Consider the following 17,926-nt stretch of genomic DNA (forward strand, 5'->3'; position numbering starts at 1 on the left):
CGGCCGGTTGTTAAAGATCGCGCTGCAGCGCCAGGATACGGATCGCGCGGGCTTCGGCGGGCGCCCTAGCCTCGCGCAGGAACGTGACGTGGCAGTAGGCGCAGGCCGCCAGGCCGAGGCACAGCACCAGGCAGTTCTGCAGACTGAGGTCGACCATCAGCGAATATCGCAAGCCGCGCGGCGTCGTGAAGGCAGCAATCGTGCTTGCAGTTTCTGCATGGCTGCTCAGCGCGATCATCAGACCGGCGAACAGCATGGCGGCGTGATTGGTGAGGAAGAAGCCGGCGGATCTCTTTGCCTGGCAAATCATCCAGCAGGCGCCCGCCGCGAAAGCAAGGATGGCCGCGTCGACGGCCATCGACCCGCCGAGATAGACATGCGCCTGCTGCCAGAACATGGTCGAGAACGGGCGCAGCTCGAGCCAGGCATGCCACGCGGTTGGGCTCGCCGGATAGAAGCCGAGAAGCATCGCCGCCGCTCGTTCCGCCGCCAGCAGAAGCAGCATCAGGGCCGGGAAAGCAAAGAGCAGTGTCGGCTTGCGTGTCATGTCATCCCCTCGACATCCGATGGTCGATCCTAGGACGCATTGGTTGCGCGACACTTAACGCAACGCCTTGCTTTTCAAGGAATGTCGCTCGTGTCTAATGTATGGTCCGGTTCAACGGTCGGGGTGGCACCGTGTCGACAGGAGCTAGCGGGTTGGGCTCGAGCAGCATCACCGACGGCCGGCGCAACCTTGCGAGGCGCCGCGCGTGAGCCAGGCGAGGCCGCCCGGCCGGCCCCTGCTGGCGCCGGTGCTCGGCGGTCTCGGCCTGCTCGCCGGCATGTTGCTGATCGCCGAAGGCGGGCACTGGTTGCCGTCCGACCCGCCTTCGATCGCACCGGTCCAAGGCGCCGGTGAACGGCAACCGGCCTCGCAAGTCCGGGTGCGTGATGCACGTCCAGGCCAGCCGGCGCGCAAGATCGCCCAAGACCTCATTGCGCCGCCGCCGCTCGACCCATCCGCAATCGAGCGTGTCGAGCCGCGCCCTCCGCTCAGCGAACTCGGGCTCGCACCGCGGCCGAAGACGCCGATGCCGCGGGATTGGCGCGAGACGCTGCTCTTTCGTCCGGTCGCGACCTCCTCGGCGGTCCTCGAGGCCATGGGGCGCAAGGTCGCCATCAGCGGGACGGTCGATATAGATCCCGACAGGACCTGCACGTTCGACAACACCGCCTGGCCCTGCGGCCAGCGGGCGCGGGCCGCCTTCAACGCCTGGCTGCGCGGCCGGGCGCTGAAATGCCTTCTGCCGCCTGATGCCGACCGGTTCGCCATCGCCGCGCCCTGTGCGCTTGGCAAGCAGGATGTCGGCGCCTGGCTGGTTTCCAACGGCTGGGCGATGGCCGCTCCCACCGGCATCTACGGCAAGGCGGAGAGGGTGGCGAGAGAGGCCAGGATGGGCATTTTCGGCCCGCCGCAATAGCGCAGTTTGCGGGAAAGCCGGTGGCCGGTTCCGTACCGTAATTGCGTGAAAGCAGAATGGTCAGAGCGACCCAGCGCTTCTAAAAAGCGTGGACTGCTCCACGGCTGGGCAGGTGATCATATGCGCGGCCACCTGCGTGGGCCGGATCCGACGCTTCCCATGGAGAACATGCCCACTTGCATCAAATTGTACGCTTCCCTGAAACCGAAATCGTAACGGACCTCCTGTAAGCCTATGCGTCTAATAGGAGATTGGCCCGTGCCCCCAATGAAGCCGACCGCGCCGGTTCAAACATGGAAGCAGGTTATCTGGCTGGCCGTGGTTGGCACCGCCGCCTGCATCTGTCTTTCGCTCGGGCTGAACTACCTGCTGATGTTCAGCGACAGCCTGACGCCGTTCGTCCGTGGGGCCATCACGGCTGTCATCGTGCCGATGGCAATCGGCCTGCCTTTGTTTGTCCTGCTCGGCTGGCAACAGATCGAGATCCGCCGCTACCGGCAGGAACTCACCAAATCCGGCACCTTTGACCAGCTGACAGGCTGCCTGAACGGCAAGGTGTTCACGTCGATGGTCGACAGGAGGGCCGCGAGACCGGCCGGTCCGCGCTCCGGCGCCTTTCTGGTCATCCATCCGGAACATCTGGCATCGATCAACCTGCGCTTCGGTCTCGAATGGGGTGACGAGGCCTTGCGGCTGATCGCATCGGCCATCCGGTCCTCGGTGCGCAAGGACGATCTGATCGGCCGGATCGGAACCTCGATGTTCGGCATCTTCCTTCCAGGGGCGAGCGAGCAGGACGCCAGGGACGTTGGCGAGCGCGTTCGCGGCGCGGTCGGCGATATCTATTTCGCGCCGAAGGGCGACAAGGATGTGCTCGCCATCAGCGTCGGCGGCGTCGTTTTCGAGCATGAGCTTGATTTCGAGGACATGTACCGCTTCGCGGAGGAAGGCATGGCCGAGGCACCGGACGAAGCCGGCCTGCGGCTGTCGCATGTCAACAACTGAGCCTGCGCGATCGCCCGACACGCTCGCTTCGATGTTTCGGAAAGCTGGTGCCTCGCGAGAAAGCCAGCGGCTACCGGAGAATAAATCTTTCCGTTTTCAATGCGTTGAGGGCCTCGACAGTCGAGATGAAGACGGGGACGCAGGGCGCCGCCGCAGAACAAGCCAGCCTAAAACCAGTGCGAGCGCAACGTTCACGCCAGCGAGCCCGCAAAGCGCAGCCAGCATACCCTGGGCACCTGCACGCTCCAGCAGCAGAGCACCAATAGAGGGCGCCGCCGCTTGTGCTAGCAGGCTTGGCATCGCAAGGCGGCCCATCAGTTTCGCATAACCTGATGGCCCGAACAGAGCGAGCGGAAGGGTTCCTCGTGCGATCGATTCCAGACCGATGCCGGCGCCGTAGAAGGCAAGCGCCATGGGGATGATCGGCAGTCCTGCCCAGAGTGCCGACACGCCGATTGCCACGAATGTGACGGACGCGAATTTGGTCCAGATCGGATGGTGGTAGCGCGCAGCTATCATTTCGATTGCCCGCGCGCTCACTTGCGACGGGCCGACCAGAGCGCCAAGTCCCACGGCGGCTGCAAGCGCCATGCCGTTGCCCTGCAGGATCGTGAGCAGATGGACCGACAATGTCGAAGAGATCACCGCTGCAAGCGTAAGCGTTAGAACCAGAATGACCATGGTTGCGAGCTTGGTGTTGCTCTTCCGGGTGAACATCGCAGGATCTGTTTGTGCAGGTTTGGCCGTCAGCTCTTCCGTGTCTCGAGGCAACACAAGCAGATACAGAGGAAGCGCGATCAGGAGTTGAACGGCGGCATAGGACAGGCAAGCGCCGCGCCAGCCGACCTCCGACATCAGGAAGGCCGAGATGGGCCAACAGACCGTGCTGGCGAAGCCGCCGAAGAGCGTTAGGGTGGTGATGGCGGAACGTGCGCCATAGCCATAAAGGCGACCAAGCGTGGCGAAAGCCGCGTCATAAAGGCCGGCGCCCATTCCCAGCCCGATGACCAGCCAGGCGATAATGTAAGCAGCGAGATTCGGCGCCAGCGCGAGCCCGATCTGGCCAACGCCGATCGAGATCGCGCTAAAGGCCAGGACACGGCGGCCGCCGCGCCGCTCGATCGATGAGCCGACACGCGGCGAGATCAAGCCGGCGACCAGCAGCCCCAGTGAAAGGCCGCCGACCACCCAACCCAGCGGCCAGCCGGTGTCGGCCGCCACCCGAGGCGCGATGACCGCCGGCAGATAGTAGGACGACCCCCAGGCCATGATCTGGGTCAACCCGAGCACGGTCATGATGGCGCCGCGCTTCGGGATACCGGCCGTTGGCGACGGCGAAGTCATGCGGCGACGCCGCAGCCGCAACCGCTCTTACCAACAGTTTTCGCTTCCGCATCGGCAACGCAACAGGCGTCGACTTCCTTTGGCGCCGGGCCGCCACAACAGCCTTTCGAGGCTGCAGAGATTGAGGAAATCGATCTCGTGGTCGTGCAGACACCGGTCTCGGGCAGGGTCAGATGCACCGCGTCGGCGGATGCGATGTCGCCGGCAATTGCCGCTGCCACCGAACGCACTTGTTCATAGCCGGTCAACAGCAAGAAGGTGGGCGCCCGGCCATAGCTTTTGATGCCGACTGTGTAGAAGCCGGGCTCGGGATGGCTGAGCTCGCGGTGACCGTGTGGCGGGACATCGCCGCATGAATGCTCGTTCGGATCAATGAGCGGACCCAACGCCTTGACGCCTTCGAGCCACGGGTCGAGGTCCAGCCGAAGCTCTCTGGTGATCGACAGGTCCGGACGCTGGCCGGTTGCGGCGATGATCCTGTCGACCGGGCCCACCTTTTGCACCCCATCGGCCGTCAGTCCTTCAACGGTCAGGCGACCGTCGGCCTCGTGAATTGCAATCGTGGCGAAGCCTGTGACCAACTGCACACGACCACTCTCGACAAGGTCTCTGGCATCGGATCCAAGCTCACCGCGAGCCGGCAAGGCATCGAGATCGCCGCCGCCATAGATGCGGACAAGGTCGGTACCGCGCGTCAACCATATCGCGGACGTGCCTGATTCGGTCTCTGCAAGCTCGGCCAGCTCCAACAGGGCGTTGGCAGCGGAATGGCCGGAGCCTGCCACCAGGGTCGTGCGACCTGCATACAAATGGCGGTCCTTTCCGAGGACATCCGGTATGCCGTATGCAATTCGGTTTGCGAATTCCGCTTCACCTTCGGCATCTATGCCGCCGGCGCCGAGCGGATTCGGCGTCTGCCATGTGCCTGAGGCGTCGATCACCGCACGGGCTCTGTCCCGGCGCCTTCCGCCTGCGGTCTCGACGATGAGCATAAAGGGCTTGTGTTCGCGCCCCCTGGTCAGAACCTTGTCGGCTCCCCATCGCGAGACCGCGATGACGCGAGCGCTGGTTTCGATGGCCGGCGCCAGCTCGGGAAGGTTCGCAAGCGGCGCGACGTAACTGTCAACCAGTTCCTTGCCTGTTGGGAATGCTTCGGGTTCCGACATGCGCCACCCGTGGCTCTCAAGAAGCCGTCGAGCCACAGCGTCCACGCAAAATTTGAAGGGCGTGAACAGCCTGACGTGGCCCCAATCGAGAAGATTGGATCCGACTTGAGCGCCGGCCTCATAGAGCTTCACCGGGATGCCGCGGCTGACAAGTTGCGCCGCCGCGGCCAGGCCGACCGGTCCACCGCCGATTATAGCTACAGGGAGATTTTCGGAGATCGTCATTTTGCTACCTTCCATAATTCCGGGACTATCGAAATAAGAGGCAAAAAGAGAGATTAGGCCGCGGCCTCTTCCTCGGATGGGCTGCAAGCCGCATCGGCGCAGCACTCGTCCGCGAGAAAGCCGATGAGGCCATTCATCACGGGATAGTTGGCGCGGCAAATCAGTGTCGTCGCCTGCCGCTCCTGCGTCACCAACCCGGTCAGAACCAGGCGATGCAAATGGTGCGACAGCGTCGACGCCGCAATGCCGAGCTTTTCTTGCAGGCTTCCAACCGGCTTGCCCGCATCGCCGGCCCTGACGAGCATTCGATAGAGGTTGAGCCTCGTTGGGTTGCCAAGCGCTTCAAGCTGTTTTGCTGCTTGTTCGAGTTTCATGGAAATAACGTTACTCCCCCGATATCGGCCTGTCAACGCTATTTCGATTATCTTCGAAACAGCGCGCGGTTGTTATGTGACCGCGAATTGCCGGATGTTCGAACTACCAGGATGAAGCCAAACAAGACGACAGCGCCTCCGACGACGACCACCGAAGCTGTCGGCTCGCCAATGAAAGCACGTGTCGTCGAAACGCCGATCGGCATCAAGAGGGTGAACGGCCCAATCCGATCTTTGCAACCGGGACGGACGGAGACAACACTTCGAATGTCAAGCACTTCGGCGATTTCAAAGGGATAGGCTGGTGCTGCGAGAGAGGATTGAACTCTCGACCTCTCCCTTACCAAGGGAGTGCTCTACCACTGAGCTACCGCAGCCTGCGATGGCGGCTTCTGCCATATCGAACCGGCAAGCGCAAGGCCAAGAAAAACCCAAAGCGTCACATGTGATTCTCGCCGGCAATTATGCGGTTTGAGGCGCCATGCGCGGCTGATCCACACGCGAAACCGGCTCTCGGCCTGCTTTCATGACATGGCCGCTCTAAAATGCTAGTGCGTTTCACCGTTTCATGGAAACGGCGAACCGCTCTATCTTTTGTTTGACGCAATTCCGGACGGATGGCTACGGCGAAGTCGCCGAGCTTAACCGTTTCACACTTTTCCTGGAATTGCCCGGGCCATTGCGGAATCGCGGCCGGCTGACCACTGGTCGGGGACTGGATGATGAACGACAAGGCAAATCGACCGAAAAAAGTCGACGGCGAGCGCAAGGACCGGCTGGCCGAGGCGCTGCGCGCCAATCTGCAGAAGCGCAAGGCGCAGGCCCGTTCGCGGCGGGTTGGCGACGCTGACGAGCGGCCGGAGGGATTGCCGGCTGCTGGAAAAATGCACAAGGACTAACCGAAATCAGCCACACTGGCCGACCACAGTCGGTCGGGGCTCGGGGGAAATCCTATTTCTTGAACCAAGCCGGCCAATGGGCTAAGCCGGCGCATCAACCGATTGAAACCGGCCTGTTCTGGCCGAGGGGACGTTTTCTTATGGATCGCATCAGAATTGTCGGCGGCAACAAGCTTGCCGGTACCATTCCGATCTCGGGCGCCAAGAACGCGGCATTGCCGCTGATGATCGCCTCACTGCTCACCGACGACACGCTGACGCTCGAAAACGTGCCGCATCTGGCCGATGTCGAGCAACTGATCCGCATCCTCGGCAACCACGGCGTCGACTATTCGGTCAATGGCCGCCGCGAGAAGCAGCAGGAAGGCTATTCGCGCACCATCAATTTCTCCGCCCGCAACATCGTCGACACTACCGCGCCCTATGAGCTGGTGTCGAAGATGCGCGCCTCTTTCTGGGTCATCGGCCCGCTGCTTGCCCGCATGGGCGAAGCCAAGGTGTCGCTGCCCGGCGGCTGCGCCATCGGCACGCGCCCGGTCGACCTGTTCCTCGAGGGTCTGCAGGTGCTGGGCGCCGAGCTTGACGTCGACAATGGCTATGTCATCGCCAAAACCAAGAACGGCCGCCTCATCGGCAACCGCTACGTTTTCCCGAAGGTTTCGGTCGGCGCCACCCATGTGCTGATGATGGCGGCCTCGCTCGCCAAGGGCGAGACGGTGCTGGAGAACGCCGCCTGCGAGCCGGAAATCGTCAATCTCGCCGAATGCCTGATCGCCATGGGCGCCAAGATCCATGGCGCCGGCACCTCGACCATCACCATCCACGGCGTCGAGGCGCTCTCCGGCGCCCGCGTACGCGTCATCCCCGACCGCATCGAGACCGGCACCTACGCCATGGCCGTCGCCATGACCGGCGGCGACGTGATGCTCGCCGGCGCCCGGCCCGATCTGTTGCAGACCGCGCTCGATGTGCTGGTCCAGACTGGCGCCGAGATCACGCCGACCAATGAAGGCATCCGCGTCAAGCGCAACGGCGCCGGCATTGCGCCGGTCGACGTCACGACGGCCCCCTTCCCCGCCTTCCCGACCGACCTGCAGGCTCAGTTCATGGGCCTGATGACGATGGCCGGGGGCAAGTCGCGCATCACCGAGACAATCTTCGAGAACCGCTTCATGCATGTGCAGGAGCTCGCCCGCCTCGGCGCCCACATCACGCTTTCCGGCCAGACGGCGATCGTCGACGGCGTCGCCAAGCTGAAGGGCGCGCCTGTCATGGCGACCGACCTGCGCGCCTCGGTGTCGCTGGTGATCGCCGGCCTTGCCGCCGAAGGCGAAACCACGGTCAACCGCGTCTATCACCTCGATCGCGGCTTCGAGCGGCTCGAAGAAAAGCTTTCCGGCTGCGGCGCGGTGATCGAGCGGATTTCGGCTTAACGACTGCTGCCTTCCGCGCTGGTGATTGGCGAAAGCTGATGCGCCAGCCGATCTCCCGCTTGCGGGCAGGCAATCGCGTATGGCGGGTGCCAGCTCCGCTGACGGCGTCGCGGTTGCATGGACCGGCAAGACCGCCTAACAGAAGGCTGAAACGTCAACCTTAGGTGCGAAATCCCGCATGGCAGCTCTCAAGCTCATCGCGCTCGACGACCAGGATCTGAGCATTGTCTCGGCGCATGTCCAGGACGCCGTGATGAAGGTCTCCGACCTCGAATACCTGCCGGCGGCCAAGCGCTTCGTGCTGACCATGAACCGCTTCGTCTGGGAAGCGAAATCCGGTCTGTTCCGCCAGCACAATGAGCGGCGGCAGAGCGTTCTGCATTTCGACCGCGTGCTCGGCGCCAAGACCAGCGGCATTGCCCGCGACAAGCCGGCCGAGGTGCTGTCGCTGCTGGCGATCAGCTTCATCGCCATCAGCAAGCCGGCCGGCATCGTCGAATTGGTGTTCTCGGGCGGCGGCACCATCATGCTCGACGTCGAATGCGTCGAAGCGCGGCTTGCCGATATCGGCGGCTCCTGGGAAGCCACGTCGCGACCCGTGCACAGAGGCTAAAGCGCAATGGCTATAACGCTCCGCCAGCAGGACTCCGATTTCGAACAGCGCTTTTCCGCCTTCCTCACCACCAAGCGGGAGGTGTCGGCCGATGTCGATGCCGTGGTGCGCGACATCATCGGGCGCGTGCGCGCCGAGGGCGACAAGGCGCTCGTCGACTACACGCTGAAGTTCGACAAGGCCGATCTCGATGCACTCGGTATCGCCGTCTCGAGGGACGACATCGCCAAGGCTTATGAAGCGGCCGACGCGGCGACCGTCGAGGCGCTCAAATTCGCGCGCGACCGTATCCGTTCGCATCACGAGCGGCAGAAGCCGAAGGACGACCGCTATACGGATGCCGCCGGCGTCGAGCTCGGCTCGCGCTGGACGGCGGTCGAGGCGGTTGGCCTCTACGTGCCTGGCGGCACGGCGAGCTATCCGAGCTCGGTGTTGATGAACGCCGTGCCGGCCAAGGTCGCGGGCGTCGAACGTATCGTCATCGTCGTGCCGGCCTCGGGCGGCATCATCAATCCGCTGGTGCTGGTAGCGGCCGATCTTGCCGGCGTTTCCGAAATCTACCGCGTCGGCGGCGCGCAGGCGATCGCTGCACTTGCCTATGGCACCGAGACGATCAGGCCCGTCGCCAAGATCGTCGGACCCGGCAACGCCTATGTCGCGGCGGCCAAGCGGCAGGTGTTCGGCACGGTCGGCATCGACATGATCGCAGGGCCGTCGGAAGTGCTGGTCGTGGCCGATGCAGACAACGATCCGGACTGGGTCGCGGCCGACCTTCTGGCACAGGCCGAGCACGACATATCGGCGCAGTCGATCCTGATCACCGACAATGCAGAGTTCGGCAAGGCGGTCGAGCAGGCGGTCGAACGTCAGATGAAAGTTCTGCCGCGCGCCGAGACGGCGGCCGCAAGCTGGCGCGACTTCGGCGCGATGATCCTGGTGCCGACGCTCGAAGCCTCGCTGCCGCTGGTCGACCGGATCGCGGCCGAGCATGTCGAGCTCGCTTTCGACGATGCCGAGGCGTTCCTTTCCAGGATGCGCAACGCCGGTGCCGTCTTTATCGGCCGGCATACGCCGGAAGTGATCGGCGACTATGTCGGCGGCTCCAACCATGTTTTGCCCACAGCACGGTCGGCGCGTTTCTCTTCGGGCCTCTCCGTGCTCGATTTTGTCAAGCGCACCTCGATCCTGAAGCTCGGGCCGGAACAGCTCAAGATGCTGGCGCCAGCCGCGATCGCGCTCGCCAAGGCGGAAGGGCTCGACGCTCATGCCCGCTCCGTCGCGATCAGGTCGAACATGTAGCGATGTCCGGCCATGACCAAATCCGCAACAGGCTGATCGACGTCGAGCTCGACGAATCGATCGGACGTTCGACGCCCGACGTCGAGCACGAGCGGGCCGTGGCGATCTTCGACCTCATCGAGGAGAACAGTTTCCGGCCGGTCAATGACGACGGCGCCGGTCCTTACAAGCTCAAGCTGTCGCTGGCCGAGCAGCGCCTGGTGTTTGCCGTCAGCCGCCAGAACGGCGCCGAGGTGGTCACCCACATCCTGTCGCTGACGCCGCTGAGGCGCATCGTCAAGGACTACTACCTGATCTGCGAAAGCTACTACGAGGCCATCCGCTCCTCGACGCCCAGCCATATCGAGGCGATCGACATGGGCAGGCGCGGCCTGCACAATGAGGGCTCGCAGACCCTGATGGACCGGCTCGCCGGCAAGATCGAGATCGACTTCGACACAGCGCGCCGGCTGTTCACACTAGTCTGCGTGCTGCATTGGCGGGGCTAGATCAGGATGACGTTTCGTTGAATCGCCATCCTGATCTAACTCTTTGTTGTAGCATGGTCTTTTCCGAAAACCGGGTTCCACTTTTCGGGATCTTGCTCTTTTGTCGGAGCATGATCTTCTCCGAAAACCGGGTTCCACTTTTCGGGATCATGCTCTAGTGCTGGCCGCCTTGCCCCACTCGATCCTGTTCCTGTGCGGCATGAACGCCGTCCGCTCGCCGATGGCTGAGCAGTTGGCTCGGCGGATCCTGCCCGCCACCACCTTCGTCGCTTCGGCCGGCGTGCACGCTGGCGAGCGCGACCCGTTCGTCGATGCGGTGCTGGCCGAGGAGGGCCTCTCGCTCGGCGAACGTCGGCCCAGGACGCTGGAGGAGTTGGAAGACGATTATTTCGACCTGATCGTCACGCTGGCTCCGGAGGCGCATCATGCAGCACTTGAGCTCACCCGTTCGCTCGCCGTCGAGGTCGAATATTGGCCGATGCCCGACCCGACCGACACCGGCGGAACGCGTGAGCACATCATGACCGCCTATCGCGACGTGCGCGAGCGGCTGAAGGCGCGCATAAGCCGACGTTTCTCGCTTCCGGAAGCAAAAAACGCGACGGATTAAGCATGTTCACAAGCGGGCGATTATCATATAGGTTCCGCCGCAATTCCGGTTGGAGTCGGATGATTTCAGGTCTATTCGACCTGAAATCATCCGACTCCAGATCAAGAGTAGAGCATGATGTCGTCCGAAAACCGCTTCACACTTTTCGGCATCATGCTCTAGGCGCCGGAACCGCAATCCAAGCAAAGGTATCGAATGCCGAAGGAAGAAGTCCTCGAGTTTCCAGGTGTGGTCACCGAACTGCTGCCCAATGCGATGTTCCGGGTGAAGCTCGAAAACGAACACGAAATCATCGCCCATACGGCCGGCCGCATGCGCAAGAACCGCATCCGCGTGCTGACCGGCGACAAGGTTCTGGTCGAGATGACGCCTTATGACCTGACCAAGGGCCGCATCACCTACCGTTTCAAGTAACAGTCCGGCGCGAACCCTGGAGCCGGATGATTTCAGGTCTGTCGACCTGAAATCTGAATCCGGCTCCAAATCAAAGAATGGAGCATGATGTCGTCCGAAAACCGCTTCACTCTTTTCGGCATCATACTCACATGAGCATCCTGCAGAAGCTCGTGCTTGCCTCGGGTTCGCCGCGCCGCATCGAGCTGTTGCAGCAGGCAGGCATCGAGCCGGACCGTGTGCTGCCCGCCGATGTCGACGAGACGCCGCTGCGCGCCGAGCATCCGCGTTCGCTGGCCAAGCGCCTTTCCAAGGACAAGGCCGAGAAGGCGCTCACTTCGCTGAAAAGCGAGGACGACTATGCACCTGCCTTCATCCTCGCCGCCGACACGGTGGTGGCGGTCGGGCGACGCATCCTGCCCAAGGCCGAGACGATAGACGACGCCATCAATTGCCTCGGCCTGCTCTCCGGCCGCTCGCACCGGGTCTATTCCGGCATCTGTCTGATCACGCCGGGCGGCAAGCTGCGCCAGCGGCTGGTGGAGACCAGGGTGCGCTTCAAGCGGCTGCCGCGCGAGGAGATCGACGCCTATGTCGCCTCGGGCGAATGGCGCGGCAAGGCCGGCGGCTATGCGGTGCAAGGCCTGGCCGGCTCCTTCGTCGTCAAGCTGGTCGGCTCCTACACCAATGTGGTCGGCCTGCCGCTTTATGAAAGTGTCGCGCTGCTTTCGGGCGAAGGTTTCAAAGCGCACCAGAACTGGCACGCCGCGCGCTCATGAGCCTGGACGACAAGATAGCGCCGCTTCGGCCGAAGCGGCCCTGCCCCGAATGCGGAAAACCTTCCTCGCGCGAGCACTATCCGTTCTGCTCGGCGCGCTGCAAGGACATCGACCTCAATCGCTGGCTGAAGGGCGCCTATGTCATTCCCGGCCGCGACGGCGAAGAGGAAGACGATGACAGCCCGAAGCCGGGCCCAACGCCCAAGGACGAGGGTTGAGCGTGGCCGTAAGTTGCCGGTTCACGGCGATTTTTCATTCCTGACGGGTCAACCGCTAAACGCTTGTTTTTGACGTAATTCCGGGGCGGAAAACCGCTGCGCACTTTTCCTGGAATTGCGCTTGTTTTCCCGCAATTCCGGAGCGGAAAACCGCCGCGCACTTTTCCTGGAATTGCTCTGGACAGTCAGGATACCCGTGCTATAACCCACGCGCTTTCAAGGGGCGCCGCTCGGCGCTCTGGTGAAACCCGGCGGGCGGTCCCGTTGGCCGGCGCAGGCCCAGATAGCTCAGTTGGTAGAGCAGCGGACTGAAAATCCGCGTGTCGGTGGTTCGAATCCGCCTCTGGGCACCATCCTCTCTTCTCCCGTCATTCCCTTCCGCCGAAGCCTCTACGCGCAAGTCTCCGCAAATGGCTGAATTTGCTTAGCTTTTCGGCGCGCAAGTCGTGGCTGGGCGAATTTCATCGCAGTTCGGCAAATTTCGTCCAACGGGGCGAGGTGTTGGTATTTTTGTTGGTATCTGAAACCCTGTTGGTATCGAAGCGCCAAACAGGAGGTCCCCACAATGGCTCTCTCTGACGTGAAATGCCGCAATACCCGGCCCGCGTCCAAGTTCCAGAAGCTATCCGACGGTGGCGGGCTGCAGCTATGGATCCAGCCGTCGGGAACAAGGCTATGGCGCCTCGCCTATCGGTTCGACGGGAAGCAGAAGCTGCTGTCTCTGGGCAGCTATCCTGTCATTTCTCTCGCGGATGCCCGCCAGGCGCGCGATGAAGCCAAACGCCTCCTCACGGCGGGTGCTGACCCGGCGCAGCAGCGCAAGTTTCAGAAAGCTAGTTCGCCAAAAGACACCTTTCGCTCAATCGCAAACGAATATGTTGACAAGCTGAAAAAGGAGGGACGTGCCGATCGGACGATCAGCAAGGTCAAATGGCTGCTCGACTTTGCCTATCCGACAATCGGCGACAAATGCATTCGGGAGATCGATACGGCCATCATCCTTACCGCTCTTCGTCGCGTGGAGGTTCGCGGTCGATATGAGTCGGCCAGGCGCCTGCGCTCAACAATCGGCACCGTGTTTCGGTTCGCAATCGCGACCGCACGCGCCGAGAGGGATCCGACGATCGCCCTGAGGGGCGCACTCATCAGTCCGACGGTCACGCCTCGTGCCGCGATTACCGATCCTAAGGCCTTGGGCGGTTTGCTGAGGGCGGTCGATGCATTTGACGGACAGCCAACAACCAGAGCCGCCCTCAAGCTGATGGCAATGCTGTTTCCCCGCCCCGGCGAGCTGCGCGCAGCAGAATGGGAAGAGTTCGATTTCGAGAGATCCGTGTGGAGCATCCCTGAAGGACGCATGAAGATGCGACGGCCGCACCGCGTACCTCTTTCCAGGCAGGCCGTCAGCGTCCTGACCTCACTTAGAGAAATCTCTGGTAGTGGATCGCTTTTGTTTCCTAGTGTTCGATCCGGTTCGCGTCCGATTTCCGACAACACGCTTAACGCCGCCCTGCGCCGCATGGGCTACGGTAAGGAGGAAGCTACCGCACACGGCTTTCGAGCAACGGCATCAACTCTGCTAAACGAATGCGGAAAGTGGCATCCGGACGCCATAGAGCGGCAGTTGGCCCATCTCGAGAACAACGACGTTCGTCGGGCCTACGCCCGGGCAGAGCACTGGGAAGAGCGCGTAAAGATGATGCAATGGTGGGCGGATTATCTGGACGAACTCGCCAGCAAAGACGCGCGGGTGAAAATTGCCGGCGATCGAAAACCGGTAAAACTGGGCGGCCTATGGTCTGGCGACCCAATGACTAGGTCGAAGAGTGATTGAAGCGATATACCACCACTGTAGGGAACCCCTCGAGAGGGTGCTTCCTCCCGCCTTCGGCCATGCATCATGGGGAGTGAAGGAATTTGGATGTTCGCGTCATTGTCTTCGATGTGTGCTTCCTGTCCCGAGCCGACAGTCCGGTTTCAGCGAAAACCTTCGGATAGCTGTCGTTCGGCCATCGCGATGGCCGAACGTGGCGCATTGCTGACAGGCAGATTTGGGGCCGTAGAACGAACATGACGTAATCGCGGGAGCGGTGGCCACCAAAGCTGTGGCGGCGATGTTCGAACATCTAGCCGGCTGGCTGTCCCCCGAAAGGATGAAGAACGGGCTCACGATCGACACCGGGCCCAGGCATCGAACGGAGGACAGCCATGCAGCAGTATATCGGTCTCGACGTATCCATGAAAGAGACGGCAATATCGATCCGGCAGGACGGCAAGAGGATTTGGCGGGGCAAGTGTGCGTCCGACCCGCAACTGCTCGCGGCGGTGATCCGCAAGCGCGCACCGTATGCCCGGCGGGTCGTGTTCGAGACGGGGCCGCTGTCGGTGTGGTTCTACCATGCGCTGACGGCAGAGGGCCTGCCGGTGATCTGCATCGACGCGCGGCATGCCAAGGCCGCGCTCGATATGGCCGCGAACAAGACCGATGCGAACGATGCCGATGGCTTGGCACATCTGGCCGAGGTCGGCTTCTACCGAGAGGTTCGGGTCAAAGGTTTCGACAGCATGCTGATCCGTACGCTGATCACCGCGCGGCGCCAGCTTCTTAAGATGCGTTTGCAGATATCCAACCAGATTCGTGGGTTGATGAAGACGTTCGGCCTCGTCGTGCCCAAGGGCGCCGGCAGCGTGTTCGAGCGCAACGTTCGCAACCTTCTGCAGGGCGAAGAAAAGCTGGCGCGCATTGTTGTGCCAATGCTTCAGGCATGGAGTGGTATCCGATACCAAATCGCAGAGCTGAGCAAGCAGCTGGCCGCGACGGCGCGTGAGGACCAGCACTGCCGACTGCTCATGTCAGTGCCCGGTGTAGGCACTGTCACAGCCACCGCCTTTGCCGCAGCGGTGGAGGATCCGGCCAACTTCAGAAACTCGCGCGCCGTGGGCGCATGGGTAGGCCTGACCCCGAGACGCTACCAGTCCGGCGAGGTCGATAATGACGGACATATCTCGCGCCGTGGCGACAATCAGTTGCGCGGACTGCTATACGAGGCCGCCGCGGTCATTCTGAACCGGTCGAGGGATACCAGCACCCTGCGAACCTGGGCGTTGGAGCTCAAAGAACGGCTCGGCTTCAAGCGAGCGGCCGTAGCGTTGGCGCGCAAGCTGGCAGTGATCATGCATGCGATGCTCCGGACGGGCGAGCTATTCGATCCGCACGGAGGAACGCAAGCCGCCGCCTGATCCTCCAGACGCTCGCTTGCGACGATTCTGTCAGGCCATTCAACCAACAGCGTTCTTACAGGACGCACCGAGCCGTCCCTGCCGGGACGTGGCTGAGATCATTCCGCGAAGCGGGAAGCAACTGCCTCGTTTAGCAGATTGCGTAACGAACATAGGAAGATCTCACCTGCGAAACTCATCCTGCGGCGATCAACTTTGCATCGACCGCGTAGACGACCCTGTACCCGGCATACGAACGAGCATCAGCCAAAAGGACGACTGCCTTGCATCTACCCCCTTGACTGCAGAGCGATTAGACGACCCGCTGCGCGGGAGGGGCGCCTGCGGTTGAGGTAGAGATCAAGAACCGGTCGTCGCGCTCGCGTTGAGCGTCGTGCGGCGGGGGCAGAGCATGACGGGCTTCTTCAACAAGGAGCCTGACCATGCAGTACCCCGTTCTCGATGCACCCGTCAGCCCGCTGCGGCAGCGGCTGATCGACGACATGAACATGCGGCGCTTCTCACGCGAGACGCAGCGCAACTATCTCCGCGACATCGGACGCCTGGCGACATTCCTCGGGCGTTCACCAGACACCGCTACCGCCGACGACCTGCGCCGGTTCCAGATCGAGCAGCAGGAGGACGGCGTTCCCGTACCAACGATGAACAGCATCGTGTCGGCGCTGCGCTTCTTCTTCACCCACACGCTCGACCGCCCGGACCTGGCGCGCAGGCTTGTCCGGCTGGCGCATCCGCGCAACCTGCCCGTGGTGCTCAGTCGCGACGAGGTGGCCCGGCTGCTCAACGCCACCACGTGTCTCAAGCACCAGGCCGCATTGTCAGTCGCCTATGGCGCGGGCCTGCGTGTCGCCGAGGTGTCGATGCTGAAGGTTGCCGACATCGACAGCGAGCGCATGCTGCTGCGCGTCGAGCGTGGCAAGGGCGGGCGCTATCGCAACGCCATGCTCTCGGAGGACCTGCTCACGCTTCTGCGTGAGTGGTGGAAGGTCGGACGTCAGCAGGGCGTGATGCACCGCGACGGCTGGCTGTTCCCCGGACAGCACGCGATGAAGCCGATCAGCACGCGGCAGCTCTATCGCATCGTCGTCGAGGCGGCCCAGGCCGCCGACATCGCCAAGCGGGTCGGGCCGCACACGCTGCGCCACAGCTTTGCCACCCACCTGCTGGAGGACGGCACCGACATCCGCATCATCCAGGTCCTGCTCGGGCACGCCAAGCTCAACAACACCGCACTCTACGCCAAGGTCGCGACCCGAACGGTGCGCACGGTTACGAGCCCGCTCGACAAGCTCGGCCTGTTCAAGCCAGGAGGGATCTCGCCTGACGGTTGAGCCGTGCGTGTCTCGATCGAGGTCGCCGACATCTTCCATGCTGCCGGGCCATCCTACCGGGCCGCCCATGCAGGTCATCTGAGCCTCGCCCAGCTCAAGGTCATGTTGGCGATCGAGTATTGCCGCACCGCCGCCCTTGGCGGTCACGTCGAGGCTTGCGAGGACTGCGGCCAATGGCGGATCGCCTACAACTCCTGCCGCAACCGGCACTGCCCGAAGTGCCAGGGCGCGGTGGCACGGACATGGCTGGCCGAGCGCGAGGCCGACCTGCTGCCGGTCGGCTACTTCCATGTCGTGTTCACGCTGCCCGCCGAGATCGCCGACATCGCGTTCCACAACAAGACGCTGGTCTACGACCTGCTTTTCAGGGCGGCAGCGGAGACGATGCTGACTATCGCCGCCGACCCAAGACACCTTGGCGGACGCATCGGCATCACCGCGGTGCTCCACACCTGGGGATCGGCGATGACGCATCATCCGCACCTGCACATGATCGTGCCGGGCGGCGGCATCGCGCCGGACGGAAGCCGCTGGATATCTTCTCGGTCGGCCTTCCTGCTTCCGGTGCGCGTACTCGGCAAGCTGTTCCGACGGCTCTTCCTCACCCGGCTGGTCGCGCTGCACGACGCAGGACGGCTCGCCTTCTTCGGATCGATGGCGCACCTGTCCGCGCGGCAGGCATTCGTGCGGCACCTGTCGCCGGTCCGCAAGAAGCGCTGGGTGGTGTACGCCAAGGCGCCGTTCGCCGGGCCGGAGGCAGTGCTCGCCTATCTGTCCCGCTATACCCACCGGGTTGCGATCTCGAACCGCCGCCTTATCCGGTTCGATGAGGCAGGGGTCACCTTCCGCTACAAGGACTATCGTCGTGACGGCACCGATCGGCAGCAGGTCATGACGCTCGCCACCGACGAGTTCATCCGCCGATTCCTGCTGCACATCCTGCCGCGCGGCTTCCATCGCATCCGACATTGCGTATTCCGACGAAGCCGGCCATCGATTCCGATTTGAAGCCGGCCAGTCATTCCGATTTCATTCCGGCCGGTGTT

18 protein-coding genes, 2 tRNA genes and 1 pseudogene are annotated in these 17,926 nt (G+C 62.8%); 16 read left to right on the plus strand and 5 right to left on the minus strand.

Annotated features, from left to right (window positions below; all coding sequences use genetic code 11):
• Nucleotides 1-10: 10 nt before the first annotated feature.
• On the minus strand, nucleotides 11-547 hold the full coding sequence (locus AC0L2L_RS23310; protein WP_473581498.1) for a hypothetical protein: 537 nt from the start codon (nucleotides 545-547) through the stop codon (nucleotides 11-13).
• Nucleotides 548-752: 205 nt separating this feature from the next.
• Between AC0L2L_RS23310 and AC0L2L_RS23315 the strand changes: the two genes are divergently transcribed.
• Both AC0L2L_RS23315 and AC0L2L_RS23320 read left to right on the plus strand, forming a co-directional pair.
• On the plus strand, nucleotides 753-1,463 hold the full coding sequence (locus AC0L2L_RS23315; RefSeq protein ID WP_473581500.1) for a thermonuclease family protein: 711 nt from the start codon (nucleotides 753-755) through the stop codon (nucleotides 1,461-1,463).
• 267 nt (nucleotides 1,464-1,730) lie between these two features.
• Nucleotides 1,731-2,468: a GGDEF domain-containing protein gene (locus AC0L2L_RS23320; protein ID WP_473581536.1), complete on the plus strand. Its 738-nt coding sequence runs from the start codon at nucleotides 1,731-1,733 to the stop codon at nucleotides 2,466-2,468.
• A gap of 96 nt (nucleotides 2,469-2,564) precedes the next feature.
• On the opposite strand, the gene AC0L2L_RS23325 is transcribed toward AC0L2L_RS23320, so the two are convergent.
• From AC0L2L_RS23325 to AC0L2L_RS23340, 4 genes are all read right to left on the minus strand, one after another.
• Nucleotides 2,565-3,764 (minus strand): MFS transporter, encoded by a 1,200-nt coding sequence (locus AC0L2L_RS23325; RefSeq protein ID WP_473581502.1) that lies wholly within the window; start codon nucleotides 3,762-3,764, stop codon nucleotides 2,565-2,567.
• 44 nt (nucleotides 3,765-3,808) lie between these two features.
• A complete protein-coding gene (locus AC0L2L_RS23330; RefSeq protein ID WP_473581504.1) occupies nucleotides 3,809-5,203 on the minus strand; it encodes an NAD(P)-binding protein in 1,395 nt (464 codons plus the stop codon).
• A 53-nt stretch (nucleotides 5,204-5,256) separates the two neighbouring features.
• The gene (locus AC0L2L_RS23335) at nucleotides 5,257-5,577 is read right to left on the minus strand and encodes an ArsR/SmtB family transcription factor (protein ID WP_473581538.1); all 321 of its coding nucleotides are present in this window, start codon (nucleotides 5,575-5,577) and stop codon (nucleotides 5,257-5,259) included.
• 302 nt (nucleotides 5,578-5,879) lie between these two features.
• Nucleotides 5,880-5,954: transfer RNA gene (locus AC0L2L_RS23340), tRNA-Thr, on the minus strand.
• A 345-nt stretch (nucleotides 5,955-6,299) separates the two neighbouring features.
• Here AC0L2L_RS23340 and AC0L2L_RS23345 point away from each other — a divergent pair.
• The 14 genes and pseudogenes from AC0L2L_RS23345 to AC0L2L_RS23410 all read left to right on the plus strand — a co-directional run.
• A complete protein-coding gene (locus AC0L2L_RS23345) occupies nucleotides 6,300-6,476 on the plus strand; it encodes a hypothetical protein (protein WP_473581506.1) in 177 nt (58 codons plus the stop codon).
• 140 nt (nucleotides 6,477-6,616) lie between these two features.
• A complete protein-coding gene (gene murA / locus AC0L2L_RS23350; protein WP_473581508.1) occupies nucleotides 6,617-7,909 on the plus strand; it encodes a UDP-N-acetylglucosamine 1-carboxyvinyltransferase in 1,293 nt (430 codons plus the stop codon).
• A 178-nt stretch (nucleotides 7,910-8,087) separates the two neighbouring features.
• Entirely contained in the window at nucleotides 8,088-8,522 is a 435-nt protein-coding gene (locus AC0L2L_RS23355) for a DUF2948 family protein (RefSeq protein WP_473581509.1), read from the plus strand.
• A gap of 6 nt (nucleotides 8,523-8,528) precedes the next feature.
• Complete coding sequence (gene hisD / locus AC0L2L_RS23360) at nucleotides 8,529-9,821, plus strand: histidinol dehydrogenase (RefSeq protein ID WP_473581511.1); 1,293 nt, start codon at nucleotides 8,529-8,531, stop codon at nucleotides 9,819-9,821.
• Between the two features lie 2 nt (nucleotides 9,822-9,823).
• The gene (locus tag AC0L2L_RS23365) at nucleotides 9,824-10,309 is read left to right on the plus strand and encodes a UPF0262 family protein (RefSeq protein ID WP_473581513.1); all 486 of its coding nucleotides are present in this window, start codon (nucleotides 9,824-9,826) and stop codon (nucleotides 10,307-10,309) included.
• 157 nt (nucleotides 10,310-10,466) lie between these two features.
• On the plus strand, nucleotides 10,467-10,919 hold the full coding sequence (locus AC0L2L_RS23370; protein WP_473581515.1) for an arsenate-mycothiol transferase ArsC: 453 nt from the start codon (nucleotides 10,467-10,469) through the stop codon (nucleotides 10,917-10,919).
• A 195-nt stretch (nucleotides 10,920-11,114) separates the two neighbouring features.
• On the plus strand, nucleotides 11,115-11,333 hold the full coding sequence (gene infA, locus AC0L2L_RS23375) for a translation initiation factor IF-1 (RefSeq protein ID WP_006200926.1): 219 nt from the start codon (nucleotides 11,115-11,117) through the stop codon (nucleotides 11,331-11,333).
• A 131-nt stretch (nucleotides 11,334-11,464) separates the two neighbouring features.
• Nucleotides 11,465-12,091, plus strand: a complete 627-nt coding sequence (locus tag AC0L2L_RS23380) for a Maf-like protein (protein ID WP_473581517.1) — start codon at nucleotides 11,465-11,467, stop codon at nucleotides 12,089-12,091.
• Entirely contained in the window at nucleotides 12,088-12,309 is a 222-nt protein-coding gene (gene yacG, locus AC0L2L_RS23385; protein WP_473581518.1) for a DNA gyrase inhibitor YacG, read from the plus strand. The genes AC0L2L_RS23380 and yacG overlap by 4 nt, the downstream gene beginning before the upstream one ends.
• 277 nt (nucleotides 12,310-12,586) lie before the next feature.
• Nucleotides 12,587-12,662 (plus strand) — tRNA-Phe (locus tag AC0L2L_RS23390).
• A 212-nt stretch (nucleotides 12,663-12,874) separates the two neighbouring features.
• Nucleotides 12,875-14,143, plus strand: a complete 1,269-nt coding sequence (locus AC0L2L_RS23395; protein ID WP_473581520.1) for a tyrosine-type recombinase/integrase — start codon at nucleotides 12,875-12,877, stop codon at nucleotides 14,141-14,143.
• A 374-nt stretch (nucleotides 14,144-14,517) separates the two neighbouring features.
• Nucleotides 14,518-15,549: an IS110 family RNA-guided transposase gene (locus tag AC0L2L_RS23400; protein ID WP_473581522.1), complete on the plus strand. Its 1,032-nt coding sequence runs from the start codon at nucleotides 14,518-14,520 to the stop codon at nucleotides 15,547-15,549.
• A gap of 422 nt (nucleotides 15,550-15,971) precedes the next feature.
• On the plus strand, nucleotides 15,972-16,880 hold the full coding sequence (locus tag AC0L2L_RS23405; RefSeq protein WP_473581524.1) for a tyrosine-type recombinase/integrase: 909 nt from the start codon (nucleotides 15,972-15,974) through the stop codon (nucleotides 16,878-16,880).
• Between the two features lie 3 nt (nucleotides 16,881-16,883).
• Nucleotides 16,884-17,849, plus strand: a pseudogene (locus AC0L2L_RS23410) (IS91 family transposase); the annotation flags it as partial.
• Nucleotides 17,850-17,926: the final 77 nt, after the last annotated feature.

The sequence above is a fragment of the Mesorhizobium sp. WSM4832 genome (assembly GCF_055811115.1).